The sequence below is a fragment of the Burkholderia sp. AU45251 genome (genome assembly GCF_030482905.1).
GTDB lineage: Bacteria > Pseudomonadota > Gammaproteobacteria > Burkholderiales > Burkholderiaceae > Burkholderia > Burkholderia aenigmatica.
In genome coordinates this window covers 624,487-647,280 of record NZ_JAUJQH010000002.1, presented here as the reverse complement: position 1 = coordinate 647,280, position 22,794 = coordinate 624,487, and the positions used below count along the sequence as shown (strand labels likewise).

At 65.5% G+C, this 22,794-nt stretch carries 24 protein-coding genes; 14 read left to right on the top strand and 10 right to left on the bottom strand.

The window, feature by feature from the left end:
- The 3 genes from QZM67_RS09670 to QZM67_RS09660 all read left to right on the top strand — a co-directional run.
- A partial coding sequence (locus QZM67_RS09670) for a 4Fe-4S dicluster domain-containing protein (RefSeq protein WP_301802155.1) occupies positions 1–332 on the top strand: 332 nt, incomplete at its 5' end.
- Positions 333–380: 48 nt separating this feature from the next.
- Positions 381–1,574 (top strand): beta-ketothiolase BktB, encoded by a 1,194-nt coding sequence (gene bktB / locus QZM67_RS09665; protein WP_301802152.1) that lies wholly within the window; start codon positions 381–383, stop codon positions 1,572–1,574.
- Between the two features lie 38 nt (positions 1,575–1,612).
- Complete coding sequence (locus QZM67_RS09660) at positions 1,613–2,467, top strand: 3-hydroxybutyryl-CoA dehydrogenase (protein ID WP_301802150.1); 855 nt, start codon at positions 1,613–1,615, stop codon at positions 2,465–2,467.
- 62 nt (positions 2,468–2,529) lie between these two features.
- Here the strand turns inward: QZM67_RS09660 and QZM67_RS09655 are convergent, their stop codons facing one another.
- Positions 2,530–3,192, bottom strand: coding sequence for a TetR family transcriptional regulator (locus QZM67_RS09655; protein WP_175021637.1), 663 nt, complete (start codon positions 3,190–3,192; stop codon positions 2,530–2,532).
- Between the two features lie 102 nt (positions 3,193–3,294).
- Here QZM67_RS09655 and QZM67_RS09650 point away from each other — a divergent pair, with 102 nt between their 5' ends.
- A complete protein-coding gene (locus QZM67_RS09650; RefSeq protein WP_301802146.1) occupies positions 3,295–4,125 on the top strand; it encodes an NmrA family transcriptional regulator in 831 nt (276 codons plus the stop codon).
- A complete protein-coding gene (locus tag QZM67_RS09645; protein ID WP_174957446.1) occupies positions 4,122–4,607 on the top strand; it encodes a DUF1772 domain-containing protein in 486 nt (161 codons plus the stop codon). Before QZM67_RS09650 ends, QZM67_RS09645 begins: the two co-directional genes overlap by 4 nt.
- 9 nt (positions 4,608–4,616) lie before the next feature.
- On the opposite strand, the gene QZM67_RS09640 is transcribed toward QZM67_RS09645, so the two are convergent.
- Together QZM67_RS09640 and QZM67_RS09635 are read right to left on the bottom strand one after the other, a co-directional pair.
- Positions 4,617–5,678: a hypothetical protein gene (locus QZM67_RS09640; protein WP_301802140.1), complete on the bottom strand. Its 1,062-nt coding sequence runs from the start codon at positions 5,676–5,678 to the stop codon at positions 4,617–4,619.
- A 120-nt stretch (positions 5,679–5,798) separates the two neighbouring features.
- Positions 5,799–6,599 (bottom strand): helix-turn-helix transcriptional regulator, encoded by an 801-nt coding sequence (locus QZM67_RS09635; RefSeq protein WP_301802139.1) that lies wholly within the window; start codon positions 6,597–6,599, stop codon positions 5,799–5,801.
- 90 nt (positions 6,600–6,689) lie between these two features.
- Here QZM67_RS09635 and QZM67_RS09630 point away from each other — a divergent pair, with 90 nt between their 5' ends.
- Positions 6,690–7,598 carry a DMT family transporter gene (locus tag QZM67_RS09630; protein ID WP_301802136.1) on the top strand — a complete coding sequence of 303 codons (909 nt, stop codon included), beginning with the start codon at positions 6,690–6,692 and terminating at the stop codon, positions 7,596–7,598.
- A complete protein-coding gene (locus QZM67_RS09625) occupies positions 7,595–8,575 on the top strand; it encodes an ATP-binding protein (RefSeq protein ID WP_301802135.1) in 981 nt (326 codons plus the stop codon). Before QZM67_RS09630 ends, QZM67_RS09625 begins: the two co-directional genes overlap by 4 nt.
- An 8-nt stretch (positions 8,576–8,583) precedes the next feature.
- On the opposite strand, the gene QZM67_RS09620 is transcribed toward QZM67_RS09625, so the two are convergent.
- Positions 8,584–9,450: a DUF2071 domain-containing protein gene (locus tag QZM67_RS09620; protein ID WP_367620435.1), complete on the bottom strand. Its 867-nt coding sequence runs from the start codon at positions 9,448–9,450 to the stop codon at positions 8,584–8,586.
- Between QZM67_RS09620 and QZM67_RS09615 the strand changes: the two genes are divergently transcribed.
- The gene (locus QZM67_RS09615; RefSeq protein ID WP_301802134.1) at positions 9,440–10,984 is read left to right on the top strand and encodes a sulfatase; all 1,545 of its coding nucleotides are present in this window, start codon (positions 9,440–9,442) and stop codon (positions 10,982–10,984) included. The two genes, QZM67_RS09620 and QZM67_RS09615, sit on opposite strands and share 11 nt — an antisense overlap.
- 367 nt (positions 10,985–11,351) lie before the next feature.
- Here QZM67_RS09615 and deoC read toward each other — a convergent pair whose 3' ends face one another.
- Positions 11,352–12,032, bottom strand: a complete 681-nt coding sequence (gene deoC, locus QZM67_RS09610) for a deoxyribose-phosphate aldolase (protein ID WP_043188600.1) — start codon at positions 12,030–12,032, stop codon at positions 11,352–11,354.
- Positions 12,033–12,178: 146 nt separating this feature from the next.
- Here deoC and deoR point away from each other — a divergent pair, with 146 nt between their 5' ends.
- Complete coding sequence (gene deoR, locus QZM67_RS09605; RefSeq protein ID WP_043188597.1) at positions 12,179–12,949, top strand: DNA-binding transcriptional repressor DeoR; 771 nt, start codon at positions 12,179–12,181, stop codon at positions 12,947–12,949.
- A gap of 22 nt (positions 12,950–12,971) precedes the next feature.
- Here the strand turns inward: deoR and QZM67_RS09600 are convergent, their stop codons facing one another.
- The 5 genes from QZM67_RS09600 to QZM67_RS09580 form a co-directional block, all read right to left on the bottom strand.
- Positions 12,972–14,024, bottom strand: coding sequence for an aldose 1-epimerase family protein (locus QZM67_RS09600; RefSeq protein WP_301802131.1), 1,053 nt, complete (start codon positions 14,022–14,024; stop codon positions 12,972–12,974).
- Between the two features lie 2 nt (positions 14,025–14,026).
- Positions 14,027–15,400 (bottom strand): L-fucose:H+ symporter permease, encoded by a 1,374-nt coding sequence (gene fucP / locus QZM67_RS09595; RefSeq protein WP_043188594.1) that lies wholly within the window; start codon positions 15,398–15,400, stop codon positions 14,027–14,029.
- Positions 15,401–15,441: 41 nt separating this feature from the next.
- The gene (gene rbsK / locus QZM67_RS09590) at positions 15,442–16,368 is read right to left on the bottom strand and encodes a ribokinase (protein ID WP_301802130.1); all 927 of its coding nucleotides are present in this window, start codon (positions 16,366–16,368) and stop codon (positions 15,442–15,444) included.
- A 340-nt stretch (positions 16,369–16,708) separates the two neighbouring features.
- Positions 16,709–17,386 (bottom strand): hypothetical protein, encoded by a 678-nt coding sequence (locus QZM67_RS09585; protein ID WP_301802128.1) that lies wholly within the window; start codon positions 17,384–17,386, stop codon positions 16,709–16,711.
- 413 nt (positions 17,387–17,799) lie between these two features.
- Positions 17,800–18,690, bottom strand: a complete 891-nt coding sequence (locus QZM67_RS09580) for an IclR family transcriptional regulator (RefSeq protein WP_301802126.1) — start codon at positions 18,688–18,690, stop codon at positions 17,800–17,802.
- A gap of 185 nt (positions 18,691–18,875) precedes the next feature.
- On the opposite strand from QZM67_RS09580, the gene QZM67_RS09575 reads away from it, so the two are divergent.
- From QZM67_RS09575 to QZM67_RS09555, 5 genes are read left to right on the top strand one after another with little or no spacing between them, the layout of a single operon-like run.
- Positions 18,876–19,718, top strand: coding sequence for a cyclase family protein (locus QZM67_RS09575; protein WP_301802123.1), 843 nt, complete (start codon positions 18,876–18,878; stop codon positions 19,716–19,718).
- Between the two features lie 2 nt (positions 19,719–19,720).
- Complete coding sequence (locus QZM67_RS09570) at positions 19,721–20,068, top strand: cupin domain-containing protein (RefSeq protein WP_301802121.1); 348 nt, start codon at positions 19,721–19,723, stop codon at positions 20,066–20,068.
- Complete coding sequence (locus QZM67_RS09565) at positions 20,065–20,868, top strand: SDR family NAD(P)-dependent oxidoreductase (RefSeq protein ID WP_301802119.1); 804 nt, start codon at positions 20,065–20,067, stop codon at positions 20,866–20,868. The genes QZM67_RS09570 and QZM67_RS09565 overlap by 4 nt, the downstream gene beginning before the upstream one ends.
- An 8-nt stretch (positions 20,869–20,876) precedes the next feature.
- Positions 20,877–21,782, top strand: coding sequence for a 3-hydroxyacyl-CoA dehydrogenase family protein (locus tag QZM67_RS09560; RefSeq protein WP_301802116.1), 906 nt, complete (start codon positions 20,877–20,879; stop codon positions 21,780–21,782).
- 11 nt (positions 21,783–21,793) lie between these two features.
- A complete protein-coding gene (locus QZM67_RS09555) occupies positions 21,794–22,732 on the top strand; it encodes a 3-keto-5-aminohexanoate cleavage protein (RefSeq protein WP_301802113.1) in 939 nt (312 codons plus the stop codon).
- Positions 22,733–22,794 lie beyond the last annotated feature (62 nt).

Genomic DNA, 22,794 nt, shown 5'->3' with positions numbered 1-22,794 from the left:
ACCCGAAGCCGGACGGCAAGCTGACGTTCGACCGGTTGTCGTCGGTGTTCATCTCGAACACGAACCACGAGGAGAACCAGCCGGCGCACCTGACGCTGAAGGATGCGAGCGTGCCGGTGAACGTGAATCTGCGTACGTACGCGGGGCCGGAGGGGCGCTTCTGTCCAGCGGCCGTGTACGAATTCGTGAAGAACGACGACGGCAGCGATCGCCTGGTGATCAACGCGCAGAACTGCGTGCACTGCAAGACCTGCGACATCAAGGACCCGACGCAGAACATCGTGTGGGTCACGCCGGAAGGCAGTGGCGGACCGAATTACCCGAACATGTAACGCAACGTATCCCCGCGCCTGCGGGCGCGAACGAACCGGAGTGAGACGATGAGCAATGCAGCGAAAGAAGTCGTGGTGGTGAGCGGTGTCCGTACCGCGATCGGTGATTTCGGTGGCAGCCTGAAGGATTTCTCGCCGACCGATCTTGGCGCGAAGGTCGTGCGCGAAGTGCTGTCGCGCGCGAACGTATCGGGCGACGCGGTCGGGCACGTCGTGTTCGGCCACGTCGTGAACACCGAGCCGAAGGACATGTATCTGTCGCGCGTCGCGGCGATCGACGGCGGCGTCGCGCAGCACACGCCCGCGATGAACGTGAACCGCCTGTGCGGCTCGGGCCTGCAGGCGATCGTGTCGGCCGCGCAGGCGATCATGCTCGGCGATGCCGACGTCGCGATCGGCGGCGGCGCGGAGAACATGAGCCGTGCGCCGTACACGGTGCCGGCTGCGCGCTTCGGCCAGCGCATGGGCGACGGCAAGCTCGTCGACATGATGCTCGGCGCGCTGCATGACCCGTTCCAGACGATTCACATGGGTGTGACGGCCGAGAACGTCGCGGCGAAGTACGGCATTTCGCGCGACGCGCAGGATGCACTGGCGCTCGAGTCGCATCGTCGCGCGGCGCGCGCGATTGCGGAAGGGCGCTTCAAGGATCAGATCCTGCCGATCTCGATCCGCACGAAGAAGGGCGAGGTTGCGTTCGACACCGACGAGCACGTGCGTCACGACGCGAGCGAGGACGATTTCACGAAGCTGCGCCCGGTGTTCAAGAAGGAGAACGGCACCGTGACGGCCGGCAACGCATCGGGCATCAACGATGCGGCCGCAGCCGTGCTGATGATGAGCGCGGACGCCGCGCGCGCACAGGGCGTGAAGCCGCTCGCCCGCCTCGTCGCGTATGCGCACGCGGGTGTCGATCCGGCGTACATGGGCATCGGCCCCGTGCCGGCCACGCAGAAGGCGCTCGAACGCGCGGGCCTGAAGATCACCGATCTCGACGTGATCGAGGCGAACGAGGCGTTCGCTGCCCAGGCGTGCGCGGTCACGCAGGAACTCGGCCTTGATCCCGCGAAGGTCAACCCGAACGGCTCGGGCATCTCGCTCGGTCACCCGATCGGCGCGACCGGTGCGCTGATCACGGTCAAGGCGCTGTACGAACTGAAGCGCATCGGCGGGCGTTACGCGCTCGTGACGATGTGTATCGGCGGCGGCCAGGGGATTGCGGCAATCTTCGAGAACATCTGATAATCGAACGCTCAGCACCCGAACACACAGGAAATTTCATGGCCATCGAAATTGTCGGCGTCGTGGGCGCCGGAACCATGGGTAACGGCATTGCGCAGACCGCCGCCGTTGCGGGACTCAATGTCGTGATGATCGACGTCAGCGACGCCGCCCTCGAGAAGGGCATCGCGACGCTGAAGGGCAGCCTCGAGCGGCTCGTGTCGAAGGACAAGCTCGACGCAGCCACGCGCGATGCGGCGCTGGCGCGCATCACGACGTCGACCGACTACGCGAAGCTCGCGTCGGCCGATATCGTGATCGAAGCCGCGACCGAGAACGTCGAGCTGAAGGGCCGCATCCTGAAGCAGATCGAGGCCGTCGCGCGGCCCGAAGCGATCATCGCGACCAACACGTCGTCGATCTCGATCACCGCGCTTGCGGCACCGCTCGCTGATCCGTCGCGCTTCGTCGGCATGCACTTCTTCAACCCGGTACCGCTGATGCCGCTCGTCGAGATCATCCGAGGGCTGCAAACGAGCGACGCGACCGCGTCGGCGGTGCGCACGCTGACCGAGCGTTTCGACAAGTCGCCGATCGGCGTGCGCAATTCGCCGGGCTTCGTCGTGAACCGGATCCTCGTGCCGATGATCAACGAGGCGTTCTTCGTGCTGGCTGAAGGGATCGCGTCGGCGGAGGAGATCGATGCGGGGATGAAGCTGGGTGCGAACCATCCGATCGGGCCGCTCGCGCTGGCCGATCTCGTCGGTCTCGACGTGTGCCTCGCGGTGATGGACGTGTTCGTGAAGGACTTTGGGGATCCGAAGTATCGCGCGTGCCCGCTGTTGCGCGAGATGGTGACGGCGGGGCGCCTCGGGCGCAAGACGGGGCGTGGCGTGTACGACTACAGCAAGTAAGCGGCAAGCCTTTCCACTTCGTGCGGCCGCCTGCGGGCGGCCGCACGCATTGAACGGCGCGACTATGCGTCGAGTACCGACAGATCCCGCGGCAGCGCACGCTTGAACATCGCGAGGATCTGTCGCGCCGCCTTCGGCGGCAGCGTGATCGCATGCCGCACGGCCGCCGCGATCTGGATCATCATCAGCTCGGCGAATGCGCTCCGTTGCGCATGGGGGGAGCCGGGCGCCACTTCTCCCAACGCATCCGCAAACAACCCGGCCAGGAACTCGCCGTCCTCGCGATCGAGTGCCTGCAGCGCGCGGTCGGCCTGCGTGGCTCGCCAGATGTCGCGCATCAGCGGCTCGTCGACGAACATCCGGTAGTAGCTGTCGGTAATGCGGCACAGCGTGTCGTGCAGATCGTCGAGCGTCTTCATCGCAGCCAGATCGCGCCGCACGCAATCGTGCCCGGCCTCGTTGTAGCGCTCCGCGAGCGTGCCGATCACGGCTGTCTTGTCCGGAAAATACTGGTACAGCGAACCGAACGAGATGCCCGTGCGTTCGACGATGTCGCTCATCCGGAACGCGTCGCAGCCTTTTTCGATCATCACTTCCGACGCGCACGCGAGGATGCGCTCGAACCGCTCGCGGCTGCGCTGCTGTGTCGGCACGAGCCGCGCGCGCACCGGCGCGTCGGCTGCCGCTTCGGGCTCGTCATTCCGCCCCGATTTCTGTCGCCCCATGCCGCCTCCGGAAAAACTTGATCTTTCAAATGCGAGAGTCTATCGTGTTTTTGAAAAAACGAGACATTCTCGCATTTGTGATCGAGACTGAAGGAGACGCACATGTCGGCACTTCCCATCCTCATCGTCGGCGGTACGGGCAAGACGGGCGCCCGCGTCGATGCACGGCTGCGCGCGCGCGGCATCGCGACCCGGCCCGTGTCGCGTACGTCGGCCGTCCGCTTCGACTGGACGGCGCCCGCGACGTGGCCCGCCGCACTCGACGGCGTGTCGGCCGCGTACGTGACTTACCAGCCCGACCTGGCCGTTGAAGGCGCGGTGGAAGCAATCGCCGCATTCGCGCGGCTGGCACGGGAACGCGGCGTCGAGCGCGTGGTGCTGCTGTCCGGGCGCGGCGAGCCCCGCGCGCAGGCCGCCGAGGCCGCGTTGCAGGCGTCGGGCGTGGGCTGGGGCGTGGTGCGCGCGAGCTGGTTCAATCAGAACTTCTCCGAGGGCTACCTGATCGACGGCGTGCTGGCCGGCGAAGTCGCATTGCCGGCCGGTGCGGTGCGCGAGCCGTTCGTCGATGCGGACGACATCGCGGACGTCGCGGTAGCCGCACTCACCGATGCGCGCGTCGCGAACCGCGTGATCGAGGTCACGGGCCCGCGCGCGCTGACGTTTGTCGAAGCGGTCAGCGAAATCGCGCGGGCCGCTGGCCGGCCGGTCGTCTATCGCGAGATTCCGGCGGCTGCGTTCGTTGCCGGATTGCACGAGGTCGGCGTGCCGGAGCCGGTCGTCGCGTTGCTCGACGATCTGTTCGGCGTGGTGCTCGACGGGCGCAACAGCGCGGTGACGCACGGCATCGAAGAGACGCTCGGGCGGCCGGCACGCGATTTCGCCGACTATGCGAGCGCGGCGGCCGCGACCGGCGTGTGGAGCGCACGATCATGATCGCGTTCGCGACCGCCGCATTGCTGTGGGGTTCGGCCATCGGCTGCGGGCTGATGGCCGGCGTGTATTTCGCGTTCTCGACGTTCGTGATGACGTCGCTCGGACGGATCGCGCCGCATGCCGGCGTGGCCGCGATGAACGCGATCAACGTCGATATCGTGCGTTCGCCGTTCATGCCGCTGTTCCTCGTCACGACGCTGATGGCGCTTGCACTCGTCGTGCTTGCGCTGCTCGATCGCGACCAGCCGGGCGCGATGGCGGTGGTCGCGGGCGGCGTGCTGTACGTGTTCGGCATGTTCGCGGTGACGATGGCCGTCAACGTGCCGCTCAACGATGCGCTTGCCGCGGCCGATCCGTCGACCGCGCACGGCGCGGCGCTGTGGACGCGCTACGTGCACGACTGGACGATGTGGAATCACGTGCGCACGGTGGCGTCGGCAGCCGCGTGCGTGTTTTTCATCGTGGGGATTGCGGCGCGGTAACGGTGTGCGTCATGCGGTGCGCGCGGCCTGCAGGGGCAACCGGTACTCGGCGATCGTGCCGGCATCGCATGCGATCAGCGAACCGCGTACCGGATCGTGCCGACGAGCGACGAAGCCCGGAAGTGCCCCGAGCGACGCACCCGACGCCAGGCTCCAGATCGTCGTTCCGCCCGGCGTCGCGACGTACAGCGATGCGCCATCGCTGAACAGGGCGCCGATCCGGTCGGGTTCGGTCGCCATCGGGATGCGCCGGTCGTGCGACTGCAGGGCGTCGGTCGCATCCAGGATGCGCACGCCGGCGCCTTGCCCGGCTTCGGCGAATTCATCCTCGTCCCAATCGGCGAGCCCCCAGTACGCGATATGCCGGTTGTCGATCCAGCACGCGGGCGTATCCCAATCGTCGCGCTGGGTCAGGCTGACCACCGATGCGCCGTCTTCGCTTTCGAAGAGGTTGTCGTCGAGCCACGCGGCGACGGACCACGCACGCGGGATCGAAACGGGATGCCAGACCCATCCGTCATCGAACAGCCGGCTGCCGTCGGGGCTCGGCACGAGCCGGCCGTGGAAGTAGTCGAGGTAATGCGCGGGCCGGTCGTTGCTGGCGTACGGCGCGATGTCGCGCGCGGTCAGCGATGCGCCGGTGGCCGGGTCGGCCGCGTCGAGCCGGTTCCAGGCGGTGCGGTGCACGAAGATCGTGCGATCGCGATGGCGCAGGAAGCATGCGCTGAACGGGACGGTATGCGAGTAGTAGTCGCCGCCGTCGAGTTGCATCGTCGGTGTGCCGGTGGTGACGTCCAAGACGAGGCCGTGCCGCCCGTAGTCGGTCACGATCGCCGCGTGCTGGCCGTCAGGCGAAGCGTGCAGGCGATAAGCGGGCGCGCCGAACGCGGTGTGACCCGTAGGAGGCGGGAGCGGCGGTAACGACACCGAACTCAGCATCGAGTGGCGTCCCGTATCGAGATCGACGCCGTGCAGCGAGCCGTCCGTCGTCAACACGAGCAGATGGCCGTAGTCGGCCTGGACGGCGCAGATATCGGCGATCGGCGCGTGTTCCCACGGGAGCGTATTCACGGTACGGGATTCGTGCGGCGACGCTTGCAAACGGTGCGGGCTGATTGGGTTCATGAGCGCGATTCTATCGCTCACGGCGCCCATGCTGCGCATGACACGCGCGGCACGCACGACCACGCGCTACGTGTAAAACGCCGACGGCGACACGCCGAAGTGCCGCTTGAACATCGCGGAAAACGCGCTCTGGCTGTTGTAGCCGTGATCCATCGCGACGGTCAGCACCTTCTCGCCGTGCGCGAGACGCTTGAGCGCGAGCAGCAGCCGCGCCTGTTCGCGCCAGCGGCGGAAGCTGAGCCCCGTCTCGCGCTGGAATGCGCGATGCAGCGTACGGACCGACAGGCCGAGCAGGTCGCCCCATTCTGCGATCGTGCGCGTGTCGTCGGGCGCGGCGACGAGCGTGTCGCAGATCGTCCGCAGGCGCGCGTCGTGCGGCCACGGCAGGTACAGCGGCAGCAGCGGCGCGACCGTCACCTCGGCAAGCAGCAGGTGCATCAGGTGATCGTGGCGGGAGCCCGGCGCATAGTCGAGCGGCACGTCGACCGCGGCGAGGATCAGCTCGCGCAACAGCGGGTGTACTTCCACGACGCAGCTCCGCGCGGGCAGGTGCTCGACCGCGCCCGGCTCGACGAACACGGTGCGCATCTGCACGTCGCCGCTCATCTGCACAGTGTGGTCGAGCCCGGCTTCGAGCCACACGCCGCGCGTCGGCGGCACGACCCACGACGCGCCTTCGGACTGCACGTGCATCACGCCCTCGATCGCATAGAGCAGTTGCGCGCGGCGGTGGCGGTGCGGTGCGATCGAGGTGCCGTGCGCGTACGTCGCCGCCATCGCCGATACGGGCATCGGCGTCGATTCGTAGCGCAGGTGTGCGCCGGGCGCGGTGGACTCGAGTGTCCGATTGGCGACAAGTCGTGACATTTTGGCGTGAGACAGGCAGTTGGGCGGACGGGCACGATGGCGTTCCGATCCACGCCAGACCCCTGTCACGATATTAATCCGTCAAATGCGATGAACAAGTCTCCTTTTCTGTTTCCTTTCTGCGCGATCGCGCTGTGGGCCGGCAACGTGGTCGTGTCCAAGCTGTCGGCGTCGACGATCGACCCGTCGGCAATCACGTTCTACCGGTTGCTGCTCGCCGTCGCGCTGATGAGCGTGTTCACGCTGCGCCCCGTGTGGCGCAATCGCGCGGCGCTCGTCGCGCACCTGCCGCAGCTCGCGGTGCTCGGCTTTCTCGCGATGGCGCTGTTCCAGAGCCTGTCCTACGAGGCCGCGAAAACGACGAGCGCGACCAACATGGCGATCATCACGGCGCTCGTGCCGCTGATGACGATGGCGCTCAGCTCGCTGCTGCTCGGCGATCCGCCTAGCGCCGGCATGGTCGGCGGCGGGGTGCTGTCGCTCGCGGGCGTCGTCTACCTGATTGCCGAGGGGCATCCGACGACGATCGCCGCACGCGGCGTGCATGCGGGCGACCTGCTGATGCTGGCCGCGTCGGCCGCGTATGCGCTGTACGGCGTGCTGCTCAAGCGCTGGCGCATCGGTGCGCTGCCGGCGTGGCAGTCGACCTACGTGCAGGCGCTCTCCGCGCTCGTCTTCATGGTGCCGATGCTGCTGCGTTTGCCCGCGCAGGCGGCATGGCCGACGCGCGCGAGCGTGCCGTTGATCCTGTATGCCGGCGTGCTGGCGTCGGTGGTGCTGCCGTATCTGTGGATGCAGGGCGTGCGGCTGCTCGGACCGAGCCGCTGCGCGATGTTCATGAACCTGCTGCCGGTGATGACGGCCGGCGGCGCGATCGTGCTGCTTGGCGAATCGCTGCGGCTGTATCACCTGATCGGCGGCGGCGTGGCGCTCGTCGGCGTGGCGATCGCGCAGCGGTTTCCGTTTCAGGCGAGCGCATCGCAAGGAGTGCGGCAATGAGCGGCGATCGCGACATGCAGAACCTGATGGCCGCGCTGCCGGACGCTCGCGCAGCCGTCGACGGCCCGGGGCTCGCGCATCAGCTCGAACGGATCGCCGCCGCGCTCGAAGCGCTGGCGGGCACTGGCCAGCCGGCGGCGACCGTCGATTTCGACGCGGCGGTCGCGTTCCGCTGGCGCGGTTTCGATGGCGGGACGCGGACAGCGCCGCTCGAGCCGGTCGCGGCACCCGCACTTATCGCGTTCGATGCGCTGCGCAACGTCGACCGTCAGGTGGCGATCGTCGAACGGAACACGCGGCAGTTCGTGCGCGGGTTCGCAGCGAATCACGTGCTGCTGACCGGCGCGCGCGGCACCGGCAAGTCGTCGATCGTGAAGGCGTGCCTGCATGCGTTTGCGCCGCACGGGCTGCGGCTGATCGAGGTCGGCAAGGAACGGCTGGGCGATCTGCCGGCGATCGTCGAGCGGGTGCGTGCGCGACCTGAACGGTACATCGTGTTCTGCGACGACCTGTCGTTCGAGGCGGGCGAGACCGGTTACAAGGAACTGAAGACGGTGCTCGACGGCTCGGTCGCGAGCGACCTGTCGAACGTGCTGGTGTACGCGACGTCCAATCGCCGCCACCTGATGCCCGAGCAGGCGAGCGACAACGCGAACGTGTCGCGTGCGGAGAACGGCGAGCTGCATCCGGGCGATGCGGTCGAGGAGCGGATTTCGTTGTCGGAGCGCTTCGGGATCTGGGTGACGTTCTACGGGTTCACGCAGGACGATTATCTGGCCGTCGTAGAAAGCCGGCTCGGCGAGGCCGGGTTCGATGGCGCGCAGATCCGTGCGGCGCGCGAACCGGCGCTGCAGTGGGCGCTGGAACGCGGTGCACGGTCGGGGCGGATCGCCGCACAGTTCGTGCGGGATTACGCGGGGCGGCTCGCGGACGAGGGCGACGGGAGCGAACCCGCGCACGCGTCGCGCACGGGTTGAGCAGGGCGCTACAACACCCGTTCCGACAACACCTTGAATGCGACATCGGGGACGACGAAGCACAGCGGTTCGCCGGTCGCGCCGATGCGCGCGAGGAACTCGCCGCCGCCGACCGGTTCGACCGGCTTCAGCGGCCGGACGGCATCGATGTCGATCGGCAGGTCGATCGACGCATGGGCCAGGCCGTCGCAGTCCGCGACATGCGCGACGGCCGCGTGCTGCAGCGACAGGTAAGCGATGGCGTCGCGCCAGCTTTCGAAGAACGGTGCAAACGCCGCGGGTAGCGTGTAGTCGTCCGACAGGGCCGCCGAGCAGTGGAAATCGGGCGCGCTTCCTCTGCCGCCGGACAACCGCGTTCGGTACCGTCCATCCTGCACGGCATGCGTGAAGCATTCGGCGAGATGCGACGGCAGCGCGTCGCTGAAGAGCCGGCTGCCGAGCGCATAGAGCGGATGATCGAACACGTTCTTCACGAACAGCACCGTCCGATCGGCCGGCCTGCCGCCCGGCAGCGCATCGACGTAAAGCCGCCAGTTGCTTTGCAGCGGCGACGGGAACACGCGTCGCAGCGGGCCCGCGATACGCGGGCCGAAATGACGGTGTGCATAGGTGAGGATCGTGAACGGCGTGCGGCCGTCGCGGCTCGCGAGCGTAACGCCGCGCGGCACGAGGTGGGCGACCGCGGCGACATCGACGAGCCACGTGCAGTACACGACGTTCTCGACCTCGCTCGCGAGCTGCAGGAACGGCAGGCGCGACAGCAGCGCGCGACGTGTGCGCAGCAGAGGGCGGTTCGCGACGAGCCGGTTGGCGAGGCGGCCGATGGGGCCGGCGGACGGGTAAACAAAGGCGTTGTCTGGGCGCATGAGCGGCATTGTGCCGGTTTTCCAGCGACTCGCCGAGCGGAGTGCGACGTTCGACAATTGCTATGTCGGCAGCATGGCGTGTATTCCTGCCCGCAGGGAATTGCATACCGGGCGCTACAACTTCCTGCATCGAAGCTGGGGGCCGCTCGAACCGTTCGACGATTCGATGCCGGACATGCTTCGACGCAAGGGTATCCATACGCATCTGGCCAGCGATCATCCTCACTACTGGGAAGATGGTGGCGCGACCTATCATACGCGGTACAGCAGCTGGGAGTTCTTCCGCGGGCAGGAGGGCGACCCGTGGAAGGGGCAAATCCGGCGGCCGCCGATGCCGACGCGGCTCAAGGGGGCGCTGAACGAAAAGGCCGCGCGGCAGGACTTCGTCAACCGCCAGTACTACCCGACCGAAGATCTCCATCCGCAAACGCTGACTTTCGACGCAGGCGAGGCGTTCATCCGGGAAAATCACGATGCGGAGTCGTGGTTGCTTCAGATCGAGACTTTCGATCCCCATGAACCATTCACCAGTTATCCGAAGTATCGCGATCTTTATCCTCGAAAGAATACGGACGCGCATTTCGACTGGCCGCCATACGGTCCTGTTTCCGACAACGAGACCGACGAGGACATCCGGCATGCACGAGCTGAATATGCCGCGCTCGTTTCGCTGGGCCGGGTTCTCGACCTGATGGACGAACTGAATCTGTGGCGGGACACCATGCTCATCGTGTGTACGGACCATGGATACATGCTGGGAGAACACGGCTGGTGGGCCAAGACGGCGCAACCCTGGTTCGACGAGCTTGCGCATACGCCGCTGTTCATCTGGGACCCCCGCTCCGGTCGTGCGGGCGTTCGGCGCCAGTCTCTCGTGCAGATGATCGACATCGCACCGACGCTCCTCGATTTCTTCGGCTTGCAGGCGACACCGCGCATGCAGGGCGTGGCGCTCGGGAAAACCATCGACGAGGATCTTCCGGTCCGGGACGCGGCACTATTCGGCATGCATGGCGAACATGTCAACGTGACGGACGGGCGTTATGTGTACATGCGCTCCGGACCCGATCCGGACCGAAATGCGCCGCTGTATGAATATACGTTGATGCCCACGCACATGCGCGAGATGTTCCGCGTCGAAGAACTGCAAGATATCGAGCTGGCGGGGCCGTTCCCGTTTTCGCAACGCGTGAGCATGATGAAGATCGTCAGCCAGCCCATTGGATACTCGTATCGTGCCGGTACGCTGCTATTCGATCTTCTCGCGGATCCTGGGCAGGCGCACCCGCTGTTCGACGACGCCGTCGAGCATCGCATGGCGACGCTTGCACGCGACCTGATGCGCGCCAGCCATGCCCCGGACGAGCAGTATGAGCGCCTGGGTTTGCCGGCCACGGGCCCGATCGATTGCGATCAACTTCTCGCCCGTGCCCATGCGGGTCGAGCCGAGGCGCTGCGCCTGCATCTGGCTGCCCGTGCGCAAGCGATGCGCGCTGAAGTGGAGAACCGGCGCGTCCGTTCCGACGCCGTGCCGGACCGGTGAGCGGAGCGGGAGGGTCGTCGGCCGTTCGTCGATGCTTGCGAGACGATGAGCATCCGTTCTGCTTGAGGGGCTTGCGGTCCGTCAGAAAGAGCGAGCCGGTCAGCGATGCACGAAGGCTTCCGGCTTGCGGGTGACCCGGTACTGTCGAATGAAAAAAACCGCGAGGGCTTCACAGCCTTCGCGGGTTGTGTTCTTTCGGGCGAGCGTGCCGGGTTCCGCCCGACAGCACGGATCTGCAGCCGTCATCCAGCCATCGGGGTGCGGAATCCGACGTGTCCCGGATGCGCGTATTCAGCGTCGAGATGTTCACGCTGCCGTTGCTGCCGGACGTGACGTCGTGCCGGGTAGTGGCGGCTTGAGGCGTTCGTCAATACGCCGACTCGCTGCCACCTTGATCGGTCACGATCGCAACCCCCGAGCTCGTGCCGAGCCGCGTCGCGCCGGCCTCGATCATCGCGAGCGCGGCCGCGCGGTCGCGTACGCCGCCCGATGCCTTCACGCCGAGCACGGGGCCGACCGTGCGGCGCATCAGCGCGACATCCGCGAGCGTCGCGCCGCCGTGGCCGAACCCGGTCGACGTTTTCACGAACGCGACGCCGAGATCGCGGCACATCTCGCACACGCGCACCTTCTCGTCGTCGGTCAGCAGCCCCGTTTCGAGAATCACCTTGAGCGGCACCGCGCCGCATGCGCGGTGCACGGCTTCGATATCGGCCTTCACGTCGTCGGCGCGGCCGCTCTTCAGCGCGCCGATGTTGATCACCATGTCGATCTCGCCGGCGCCTGCCGCGATCGCGGCGGTTGCTTCAAATGCCTTCGCGGCCGACAGCCCGGCGCCGAGCGGAAAACCCACCACCGCGCACACGAGCACGCCGGTATCGGCCAGCTCGCGCGCGGCGAGCGGCACGTTCGCCGAATTCACGCAGACCGAGTAAAAGCGATGCTCGGCCGCCTGGCGGCAGAGTTCGCGGATCTGCGCGTCGCTCGCGTCGGGCGCGAGCAGCGTGTGATCGATGGTTTGAGCGAGTTGGGCGTTGGAAAGCGGCATGTTTCAGGACTCCACGGAGCGTGTGCCGGAAGGGCACACGTAAAGTTGATGTTTTCACATCGGTTTGTTACAAATACGACATTCCGGCCGGGCCCGCGCGCCCGGCACGACAAGCGACGGATGCGACGGACACGCAGGATACTGGCATGGAAACGAAGAAGGGCGAACGGATCAAGACACTGATGAACGTGCTGCAAGGGCAGAACGCGATTCATCTGAGGGAAGTCGCCGAGCTGTTCGGCGTCTCGGAAATGACGATCCGCCGCGATCTCGCGGACAATCCGCACGGCTTGAGCCTGATCGGCGGCTATGTGACGCGCCACTTCGCCGCGCAGCGCAGCGACATCGGCGAATACGTGGTCAGCGCCGAGAACAACCGGCAGACCGAGGAGAAGCGCCGCATCGGCAAGCTGGCTGCGCAGTTCGTGACGACCGGCGACACGATCTTCGTCGACTGCGGTTCGACCACGCCGTTCGTCGTCGACTTCATCCCGGACGACCTCGAATTCACCGCGGTCTGCAATTCGCTGAACGTATTCGCGAAGCTGCAGCAGAAGCCGCATTGCAGCGTGATCCTGTGCGGCGGTGCGTACCATCGCAAGAACATGGTGTTCGAGTCGGTGGCCGAGACGGGCATCCTCGACACGGTGCGCGTGTCGAAGGCGTTCATCTCCGCGGCCGGCGTGAGCGACCGCTGCGGCGTGACCTGCTTCAACTTCCACGAAGTCGACGCGAAAAAGAAGGTGATGGAGCGCGCGCAGAACCGCTTCCTGCTCGTCGACCACACGAAGTTCGACGAAGTGCGCGCGGCCTATTTCGCCGAGCTGACCGACTTCAACTACGTGATCTCGGACGGGCAACTGAGCCGCCGCTACGAAACGACGATCCGCGAACACGGGATCGCGCTCGTGACCTGACGCCGCGCGGCCGCGCATCGCTTCACGCATTGCGTGCTTCCGCCGCGCTCAGGTAGCCGGTGACGACTTCGAAGCGGCGCGTCGCGCCCGGCGCGAGTGCCGCGACATGGCCTTTGCGGCGTTCGGCTTCATAACCCTCCGGCTCGCAGGTCGACGGCAGCGCGAACGCGGCGACCTGCTGGTCCGCGTTGTGCAGGATCCAGCGCGTCGCGTGCGGGAATTGCTCGGGGCGGTAGGCGGTGTGGAAGGCGCCGCCGTCCGGGTGCTCGAGCAGGAAATGCGCGACGCCGCTTGCATCCGTTGCCACGTCGTTCATGAAGAACACGATCTCCGGGTCGTACAACGCGGGCGTATCGAGCGTGTGAAGCCGTTCCGGTTCGCGCGCGAGCGTGGCCGTGTAGTCGCGCCATGCGGCGGTTGGCTTCACGTGCGCGGGCACGCTGTCGCGCAGCCGCAACCCGCCGCGCGGCAGCGACTGCACGAAACGGCCGCCCGGCACGTACGCGTAGTTCAGGTGGGCCATGTACATCAGGTCCATCGACGTGCCGGCGAGGTTCGTCACGTCCATCGCGATCGTCATCTGCGCGGCGTGCTCGGCGAGCCGCACCGACGGGCGCGCCACATAGTGGCTGCCGAAACCCTGCACATATTCATATTCGCCGGTCACTTCGACGAACGCGCCGCGCGCATCCGCGCCGACGACCAGGCTCGCGCGATCCATCGGCGCGCACGGCATCTCGCCGTGCAGCGCATGCGTGTCGTCCGGCCCCGGGCAGCCGTTGCGCAGCAGCCCGCTGTGGAACATGAAGCAGCCATAGGTATCGATGATCGATGCCGCGCGCTTCGGCTGCCGGAACATGTGCTTCATCGTCAGGTCGCAGCCGTCGAACGCGGCGGCCCAGATCATCTGGCCGAGATACGGCAGCACGACGATGTGGCCGCGACGGTTCTCGAGCTTCAACGCCTCGACGCCGGACGGATACGCGAACGCGGTGACGGTCAGGCCGTCGGTGCGGTACAGCGTGCGCGGCGTGTCGCGGAAGTCGTCGCGCCGCAGTTCGATTTCGCCTCGCATGCTTACGCTCCCGACGTGTTGCGCGTGGCGGCGTAGCGCGCGGACGCGTTGCCGTCGGCGGCCGCGTCGGGCGTCGCGGCCGGCAGGTGGCGCAGGCAGTAGAAGCCGTAGTAGACGATCACGACGAAGCACGCGAGCGGCACGACGAACGCGAGCTGCATGTTGCCGCCCGTGTGATCGGAGATCAGCCCCTGGATCAGCGGCACGACCGCGCCACCGACGATGCTCATCACGAGGATCGAGCCGCCGTACTCGGTGTCCTTGCCGAGCCCGTCGATCGTGAGGCCGTAGATCGTCGGCCAGCACGGGCCGAGGAACACGCTCACGCCCACGGCCGCATAGACGGCGGTGATGTTGTGCACGCTGATCGTGTAGGCAAGCAGCACGATGCACAGGATGCCGTAGACGATCAGCACCTTGGCCGGGCCGACGCGCTTCATCACGAGCGTCGCGACCAGCTTGCCGACGAAGAACGCGAAGAACGTCGCCAGCAGGTAGTGCGATGCGCCGCGCTCGGTGAGGCCGCCGATCTGCATCGCGAGCCGGATCGTGAAGCTCCACACGCCGACCTGCGCGCCGACATACAGGAACTGCGCGACGATCCCCGCGACGAAGCGCCGGTTGCCGAACAGGCGCGCCAGCGTGCCGCGCGCGTCGATCCGGTGCGTGGCCACGCTGGGGCCGTTGCCCTTGCAGGCCGGGTAGGGTGTGAGCGCAAACACGATGAACACGGCGACGAGCACGACGATCAGCCATTTGTACGGCTCGAGCGTGGCCTGGATCATCGCGAGCTGGTGCACGTGGGCTTCGGCGGCCGACATCGCGGCGAGCTGCGCATGCGACGCGTCGCCTTCCTTGAAGATCAGGAAGCTGCCCATGTACACGCCGGCCATCGCGCCGAACGGATAGAACGTCTGCGAGATGTTCAGCCGCCGCGTGCTGGTCTCGCGCGGGCCCATCAGCGTCGAATACGAGTTCGACGCGGTTTCGAGGAACGACAGGCCCGCCGCGATCACGAACAGCGCGACGAGGAACATCCCGTACTTCGCCATCGACGCGGCCGGGAAGAACAGCAGGCAGCCGGTCGTGTAGAGCAGCAGGCCGACGAGGATCGTCGTCTTGTAGCTGAACTTCTTCACGACGGTCGCGGCCGGAATCGCGAGGAAGAAGTAGCCCAGGTAGAACGCGGACTGCACGAATGCCGATTCGAAATCGGACAGGAAGAACGACTTCTTGAACTGCGCGATCAACACGTCGTTCAGGTTCGCGGCGGTGCCCCACAGCGCGAACAGGCAGCACAGCAGCGTGAATGCGAAGAGCGGCGTGCGGTTCAGGTAATAGCCGTCGGGGGTGTGTTCGATTCTGGCTCGGCCCATGGGTGTCTCCTTCCCAATTGTCTCGTCGATGAAGGCGCCGTTTACATGCCGGCGTCGCGGAGGAAGCGTTCGAACGTCGCGGTGTCGGCGTACGACTTCTGCGTGCCGAGGCCCGTGACCGAATGCGCGGCGTACGCGGATGCGTAGCGCATTGCGTCGACCGCGTCGCGCGACGCGGCGTAGCAGCGCGCGAAGCAGCCGATGTACGCATCGCCCGCGCCTGTCGTGTCGCGCGCGTCGACCGGTACGCCCGGCACGTGCCGCACGCCGTCGCGCGATACCAGCAGCGAACCGTTGCTGCCGAGCGTGACGAGCACGTGCTTCAGCCCGCGCGCGACCAGCGCTTCGGCGGCGCGCGCCGCGGTGTCGCGCGAATCGACCGGCATGCCCGACACGATCGCGAGCTCGGTTTCGTTCGGCACGAAGAATTCGACGGTACGGATCCGCTCGAAATCGAGGTCGGCCACCGCGGGCGCGGGGTTCAGCAGCACCGGGATGCCGTGCCGCGCGCCGAAGTCGATCGCGTGATAGACAGTGTCGAGCTCGATCTCGAGCTGCAGCACGATCAGCGCGCATTCGGCGAGCTGCGGTGCGGCCGCGTCGATGTCGGTCGGCGTCAGGTGGCGGTTCGCGCCCTTGACGATCAGGATGCTGTTGCTCGAATCGGGTTCGACGAAGATCGGCGCGACGCCGCTCGGCACGCCGGCGACCTTGCGCACGTGTGTGGTGTCGATGCCCTCGCGCTCGAAGTTGCGGATCGTGTTGTCGGCGAAGACGTCGTCGCCGACCTTCGTGACCATCACGACGCGCGCGCCGAGGCGCGCGGCCGCGACGGCCTGGTTCGCCCCCTTGCCGCCGCAGCCGAGCTCGAAATTCGGCGCTTCGAGGGTTTCGCCCCGGGCGGGCATGCGGGCGACATAGGTCACGAGATCGACCATGTTGCTGCCGATGACGGCGATTGTCTCCATCTGCGTCTCTTCCTTGGTATGGGGTGCGCCGCGCGCGTGGTCGGCGGCGGCGTGCAAGATGTGACAATAAAATCACATAAAATGTGAGAATGCAATCATATGATGTTCGGAGGGTTACTCTCCAGGTCGGCGCGCGTGCGGCGGCTTCTCGGCGAAATCGAGGCTTCTGCCGGGTTTTTGTGTGATGTCGTACAAGAATGACGAGGCAAGAGCCCGGCGCTGCGGGGTGCTGCTGGAAGAAGTCGTGCCGATCGGGCGTGTGGGTCGCCGGGCGTGACGGGTCGGCTCGGCCGAGCCGATGGTGGCCAGGCGGGCGCGTTCGTGCGGGCGTGCCCGGCGCTTATGCGTACGCGGCGATCAGCGTGTCGAGATTGCGCTGCGCGAGCGGCGTGAGCGGCGCGAATTCCGCCGATTGAAACAGCGGGACCTGTGCGCGCAGATGTTCGAGCGCCTGCCTGCGGCCCGTGCGGAATGCTGCCGACGGCGCATCGGGATCCTGCGCCCACTCGCGTGCGATGGCACGGTCGTATTCGCGCAGCCGATCGGGCGCGGCCGCGAGGATCGCGAGATCGGCGTCGAGAAAGATCCGCCCGGCGCGTTGCAGCTGCAGAGTGGATGCGAACGTATCGGGCAGCCGATGCGATTTCGTTGCGAGCACGAGATCGTGCGCAACGGATACGTGCGAAGCGTGCGCATGCAACCAGGCTTCGCTGCAATGGGTGTTCGTGACCTGCACGAGCCATTGCGCGCTGCGTGCTTCGTTATCCGCGTAATCGGGCAGCGTCGTCGCGTACACGAAGTCGTGCGCCCATACCGCGAGTTCGATCGCCGGCCACAGCGGTTCCGCGCGATACGGCGCGAGATGCGCGAACAGCTCGGCCAGGTGCGCGAGCGTGTGGTAGTGGCGTTGCGGTTCGCGATATGCGTGCTCGACCAGCGGCCAGATGGCGGCCGTGCCGAAGCACGCGTCGCAGGAGGCGCACAGCGTGCGGGCGAGGTCTGGGGCGAGGGCGGTCATGGGTGGCGAGCGGCGCGGGCGGGCGATGCGCGCAGCATAGCAAACGCGGCGACGTGCGGGCTGTCGCTTGCGCACAGCCGCTGATCGCACCGCGTCGGATGCTTCCACGAAACGACTCTGGTTGCGACGCCCGCTGCTCGCGATCTGTGCGATCGCAACGTTCAAGCCTCACGCAGGTGTTGCATCGTCGGCGCCCGACGTATCGATCCGCCACACCGATTACGGGACGATCGTGGCCGGGCAGCCGGTGAGTCGGTTCACGCTCGCGAACCAGCACGGCGCGATGCTGAAGGTACATCATGTACAGCGGCATCGTGACCGCGCTCGATGTGCCGAAGCGAACGGGTAGATGCCTTCTGCTACAGGGACATCGAGGAAGACGATGTCATCGAGATGGCAGCGCAGGCTGACGCCTACAAGGTAGGCGCAGCACGACCGTCGCCCAGACGCTGCTGGAGACGGCCACCGTGTTCCAGGAGCAATGCTTCCAGACGTGGGCGCAGTTCGGCGAAGCGTTGTATCGGAACCGGAACCGACACGGCAGCCCAACCCCCGTTAGGCAAACGAAGCGCCACGGCGACAGCGCAAATCCCGAGCGAATTCTCCTCGAGATCGGTTCCGATGCCTGTTGCGCGAGTGGCATTCAATGCTTCATTGAGTTCGGGCCACGACGCAATTGTGTGGTGTGTCAATTGAGTGAGTCTTAAACCCGAACGAAGGCTTTCCAGACGATCCGTACTCATGGCTGCCAGGATCGCCTTGCCCGGTGCGCTCGAATGCAACGGAAACGAAACACCGACATCCGATTCCGCGCGCAGGCGATGCCCGCCCGCCACCTGATCGACAAAGACCACGCGGTCGCCATCAAGCAGGGAAAGATCGACTGTTTCACCGCATTCCCGCGAGATCTGCTGGAGCGTCGGTCGAGCAAGTTCCGCGATTTCAAAGCGTACCGCTGCTGCAAGCGACAGTAGCGCCGGTCCTAAACGCACGCCCCTCGAAAGCGATGCAGCGATCACCAGGTTTTCAACATGTAACGCATCGACGATTCGCTGCACCGTCGAGCGCGGCAGGGCCAGCAACTTGGCCAACTCTCCTAGCGTCAGCCCATCCGGATGCTCGCCGAGCGCGCGCAACAGCGCAGCGGCTCGCGCAATCACCTGAACGCCCGAGCGATCCGTCGAGCTGGCTGCACGGCCAGTTTGCCCGGCTGGTTCGATTGGAGACGACATGCTCACGATCAATTCCTCTTTTTGCTGTGTTTCGTCAGTTTGACAGACCGGATCCGGTCTGGCGGCACTCAAGTCGATTCAAAAATCGACGGCAGTCGATCCGGCCGAGGGAAATCCCCAATGGGGAAGATCCCGATGCCGATCGGGGTTCTACGTCCTAAGATCAGCTCAACCGCATAAAGGTACATATGTACTGTATAGCGGTACAGAAGAGAGCGCAACTGCGCTGTCCTTTTTCATCAGCAAGGAGCGGGTAGATGACCATTACGGTTCGCGGTGTGAATTATCAGGAAAACCTGAAAAACGACATGGGGCTGGAATTCTATGACCTCAGCCATCCATGGGGCCTCGGTCAGCCGTGCTGGCCGTACTTCGAGGACGTCAAGATCGAGCGCCTGCACAACATGGCGAAGTCCGGCGTACTGACCCAGCGCATCACGACCGTGATGCATTCGGGCACCCACATCGATGCGCCCGCTCACGTCGTCGAGGGGACCCCGTTCATGGACGAGGTGCCGCTGCCGTATTTCTTCGGCACGGGCGTCGTGGTGTCCATTCCGAAAGGGAAATGGGAAGTCATCACCGCGGAAGATCTTGAAAAGGCGAGCCCGCAGATCCGCGAAGGCGACATCGTCATCGTCAACACCGGGTGGCACAAGCACTACAGCGACAGCCGCATGTACTACGCGTACTCACCGGGCTTTTACAAGGAAGCCGGTGAATGGTTCGCCAAGAAGAAAGTCAAGATGATCGGAACCGACACTCAGGCGCTCGATCATCCGCTTGGCACCGCGATCGGGCCGCACGGTCCCGGCTGGCCCAACGGCTTGCTCCCCCAAGTGAACCAGGAATACGAGCGCGAGACGGGTCGCAAGGTCATCGAGGACTTCCCGGAGTGGGAACCGTGCCACCAGGCAATCTTGAGTTCGGGCATCTGTGGCATCGAGAACGTCGGTGGAGAGATCGACAAGGTGACCGGCAAACGCGTGACGTTTGCAGCTTTCCCGTGGCGCTGGACGCAGGGTGACGGTTGTATCGTTCGCCTCGTGGCGATCGTGGACAAGAGCGGTCAATATCGCCTCGAAAACGGAGAAGCCTGACCATGCACGTCACGCGTTTCGGCGAGGCCGCGGCCTATGTGGCTCCTAACCACTACGACATGCGTTCCCTGCGCCTGCAGGGATTCATCCCTGGCGGTCCGGAGACGTTCTGGGTCGGCCTGTCACATTTTCTACCGGGCGGGGGAGCCGGTCCTGACAGTTCACCGCTGGAGAAAGTGTACGTGGTCCTCGCCGGCGCGATGACGATCAAAACCGACGCCAGGGAAGTGGTGCTTCGACCATTCGACAGCTGCGCGATTCCCGCCGATGAGGTGCGCGAGGTCAAGAATCACGGGAACGAAGTGGCGACGATGATCGTCGTCATGCCTTATGCGGGGGCAGCAGCATGAACCGGCACTGGTTGAAGGATCCACAATCGCTCTTCGACATCCGCGGCAAAGTCGCCGTCGTGACCGGCGCATCGGGCGCATTCGGCAGTCTTGCCGCCAAAGTGCTTGCCGGTGCAGGCGCGAAACTCGTTCTGGCCGCCGGAAACGAACGTGCTGTTGCGCTGACCGCTTCGGAGTGCAGAGAACTGGGGGCGGACGTCCAGTGCGTCGTGCGCAGGCCTGGCACCGAGGCCGACTGCGAAGCCGTCATGGACGCGGCGTTGACGGCCTATGGCTCACTGGACATTCTCGTCGTGGCATCCGGCATGAACGATCCGTGTCCGATCATCGACATGTCACCCGAACGTTTTGATGCGGTGATGGATGGCAACCTCACGAGCGCCTGGTTGCTTTGTCGGGCGTTTGGCCAGCGCGCCATCCGGCGCGGCACGAAGGCCAAGGTCGTACTCGTGTCATCCGCACGCGGCAAGCTCGGACATCCAGCGGGATATTCAGCCTATTGCGCGTCGAAGGCCGCGACGGACGGCTTGACCCGGGCACTGGGCTGCGAGTGGGGAAAACACGGTATCACGGTGAACGCGCTCGCGCCTACCGTGTTCCGTTCCCCGCTGACCGCGTGGATGTTCGAGGAGAACGAGAAGGCCAACAAGGTGCGCGCGGATTTTCTGGCACGCGTGCCGCTGGGGCGCCTCGGTGAACCGGAAGACCTCGCGGGCCCACTGCTCTTCCTGTGTTCCCGCGCGTCGGATTTCCACACGGGCCATACCGTGTATGCCGACGGCGGCTACACGGCCGGATGAGGCGAACAATGGAAAAAATCGCAGTCATAGGTGCAGGGCTGATGGGGCAAGGCATTGCTCAGGTCTTCGCTCTGGCCGGGCATCAGGTCAAGGTCCACGACGTTCAGCATGCCGTGCTGAACAGCCTGCGGCCGCGCACCGAACGAAACCTCCTGGATCTCGGGCAGGACGAGCGCGCCGTGCAACGAATCACCCCGGTTGCCGATCTGCGCGAAGCGGTGGGCGACGCCGATGCAATTTTTGAAGCGGGCCCGGAAGACCTTGCGTGGAAGCAGGATCTGTTCGGTCAGCTCGAGCGGCTTGCTCCTGCGCACGCGCATCTGGCAAGCAACACGTCGGCGATACCGATCACGAGAATCATGGAGCGGCTCGCGTCGGGACACCGCGCACTAGGGACGCACTGGTGGAACCCGCCTTACCTGATCCCGCTCGTCGAAATCATCAAAACACCGAACACGGACGCTGCGACCGCACATCGGATGTTCGATCTGTTGACTCGCGCAGGCAAGACGCCAGCCATCGTCGAGAAGGACATCGCAGGCTTCATCGGCAATCGGCTGCAGCATGCACTCTGGCGCGAGGCGATTTCATTGGTCGCCAACGGTGTATGTGATGCGCGGACGGTCGATACCGTCGTCAAGGCCAGTTTCGGTCGCCGCCTGCCGGTGCTGGGCCCGCTCGAAAACGCGGATCTTGTCGGCACCGACCTGACGCTTGCCATCCATCGTGTCCTCTTGCCTGAAATCGAAAACCAGGCCGGCCCTTCTCCCTACCTCGAATCGCTGGTTCGGGACGGTCGGCTCGGCATGAAAACCGGCGAGGGATTCCGGCGATGGCCGCAGGAAGAACAGGACTCGCTTCGCGCCCGCTTGCAGGCGCATTTGATCGAGATGAACGCGGCTGAAAACCGCTGAGAGAGAAAACCATGGCAAAAAAGCCCAGCAAGGTCATCATCACCTGCGCCGTAACGGGGGCGATCCACACGCCTTCGATGTCGCCGCATTTGCCTTTGACCCCGGAACAGATCGCACGACAGGCGCTGGATGCGGCCGAAGCCGGCGCCGCGATCCTGCATTTGCATGCGCGCGATCCGCATGACGGCCGCCCGAGCGCCGATCCGGACGTATTCGCCGAAATTCTTGCGCCGATCAAGGCCGGTACGGACGCCGTGATCAACATCACATCGGGCGGATCGACGAAGATGACGCTCGACGAACGTCTTGCACCGCCGTTGCGCTTCAAGCCGGAGATGGCATCGTTGAACATGGGATCGATGAATTTCTCCATTCACCCCGTCGCAGGGAAGATCAAGGACTGGAAGTTCCCGTGGGAAAAAGCCTACGTGGAGGGGACGGAGGACATCATTTTCCGGAACACGTTCCGGGACATCCGCCACATCCTTCGCGATCTCGGCGACGGTTGCGGCACGCGCTTCGAATTCGAATGCTACGACGTGGGCCACCTCTATAACCTGGCGCACTTTGTCGACGCCGGCCTGGTGAAACCGCCGTTCTTCATTCAGACGATCTTCGGCATCCTGGGCGGGATCGGCCCGGACCCGCAATGCGTCACCTTCATGCGGGACACGGCAAACCGCCTTTTCGGCGACAGTTATCAATGGTCGGTGCTCGCGGCAGGCCGTCACCAGATGAGTCTGCTGACACATGCCGCGGTCATGGGCGCCAACGTGCGCGTCGGCCTCGAAGACAGTCTTTACCTCGGCCGCGGGCAGATGGCGGAGAACAACGCGGCCCAGGTACGCAAGATCCGGGGCATCCTCGAAGAACTCGGTCTTGACGTCGCCACACCCGCCGAAGCACGAGACATGCTGCAGCTCAAGGGCGCGGACGCGGTGGATTTTTGACGCGGGACATCGAATGAGAAAGCGCTGACGTTACGCAGATTCGCTCCCGTTCCAGCCGGCCC

Coding starts and splice junctions, on each gene's coding strand:
- QZM67_RS09625 (WP_301802135.1), top strand. CDS start 7,595: ATGAGCGGCGATCGCGACATGCAGAACCTGATGGCCGCGCTGCCGGAC.
- QZM67_RS09575 (WP_301802123.1), top strand. CDS start 18,876: ATGACCATTACGGTTCGCGGTGTGAATTATCAGGAAAACCTGAAAAAC.
- fucP (WP_043188594.1), bottom strand. CDS start 15,400: ATGGGCCGAGCCAGAATCGAACACACCCCCGACGGCTATTACCTGAAC.
- QZM67_RS09635 (WP_301802139.1), bottom strand. CDS start 6,599: ATGTCACGACTTGTCGCCAATCGGACACTCGAGTCCACCGCGCCCGGC.
- QZM67_RS09570 (WP_301802121.1), top strand. CDS start 19,721: ATGCACGTCACGCGTTTCGGCGAGGCCGCGGCCTATGTGGCTCCTAAC.
- QZM67_RS09645 (WP_174957446.1), top strand. CDS start 4,122: ATGATCGCGTTCGCGACCGCCGCATTGCTGTGGGGTTCGGCCATCGGC.
- QZM67_RS09555 (WP_301802113.1), top strand. CDS start 21,794: ATGGCAAAAAAGCCCAGCAAGGTCATCATCACCTGCGCCGTAACGGGG.
- QZM67_RS09620 (WP_367620435.1), bottom strand. CDS start 9,450: ATGCCGCTCATGCGCCCAGACAACGCCTTTGTTTACCCGTCCGCCGGC.
- QZM67_RS09600 (WP_301802131.1), bottom strand. CDS start 14,024: ATGCGAGGCGAAATCGAACTGCGGCGCGACGACTTCCGCGACACGCCG.
- bktB (WP_301802152.1), top strand. CDS start 381: ATGAGCAATGCAGCGAAAGAAGTCGTGGTGGTGAGCGGTGTCCGTACC.
- QZM67_RS09560 (WP_301802116.1), top strand. CDS start 20,877: ATGGAAAAAATCGCAGTCATAGGTGCAGGGCTGATGGGGCAAGGCATT.
- rbsK (WP_301802130.1), bottom strand. CDS start 16,368: ATGGAGACAATCGCCGTCATCGGCAGCAACATGGTCGATCTCGTGACC.
- QZM67_RS09585 (WP_301802128.1), bottom strand. CDS start 17,386: ATGACCGCCCTCGCCCCAGACCTCGCCCGCACGCTGTGCGCCTCCTGC.
- QZM67_RS09615 (WP_301802134.1), top strand. CDS start 9,440: ATGAGCGGCATTGTGCCGGTTTTCCAGCGACTCGCCGAGCGGAGTGCG.
- QZM67_RS09630 (WP_301802136.1), top strand. CDS start 6,690: ATGAACAAGTCTCCTTTTCTGTTTCCTTTCTGCGCGATCGCGCTGTGG.
- QZM67_RS09565 (WP_301802119.1), top strand. CDS start 20,065: ATGAACCGGCACTGGTTGAAGGATCCACAATCGCTCTTCGACATCCGC.
- QZM67_RS09650 (WP_301802146.1), top strand. CDS start 3,295: ATGTCGGCACTTCCCATCCTCATCGTCGGCGGTACGGGCAAGACGGGC.
- deoC (WP_043188600.1), bottom strand. CDS start 12,032: ATGCCGCTTTCCAACGCCCAACTCGCTCAAACCATCGATCACACGCTG.
- QZM67_RS09655 (WP_175021637.1), bottom strand. CDS start 3,192: ATGGGGCGACAGAAATCGGGGCGGAATGACGAGCCCGAAGCGGCAGCC.
- deoR (WP_043188597.1), top strand. CDS start 12,179: ATGGAAACGAAGAAGGGCGAACGGATCAAGACACTGATGAACGTGCTG.
- QZM67_RS09660 (WP_301802150.1), top strand. CDS start 1,613: ATGGCCATCGAAATTGTCGGCGTCGTGGGCGCCGGAACCATGGGTAAC.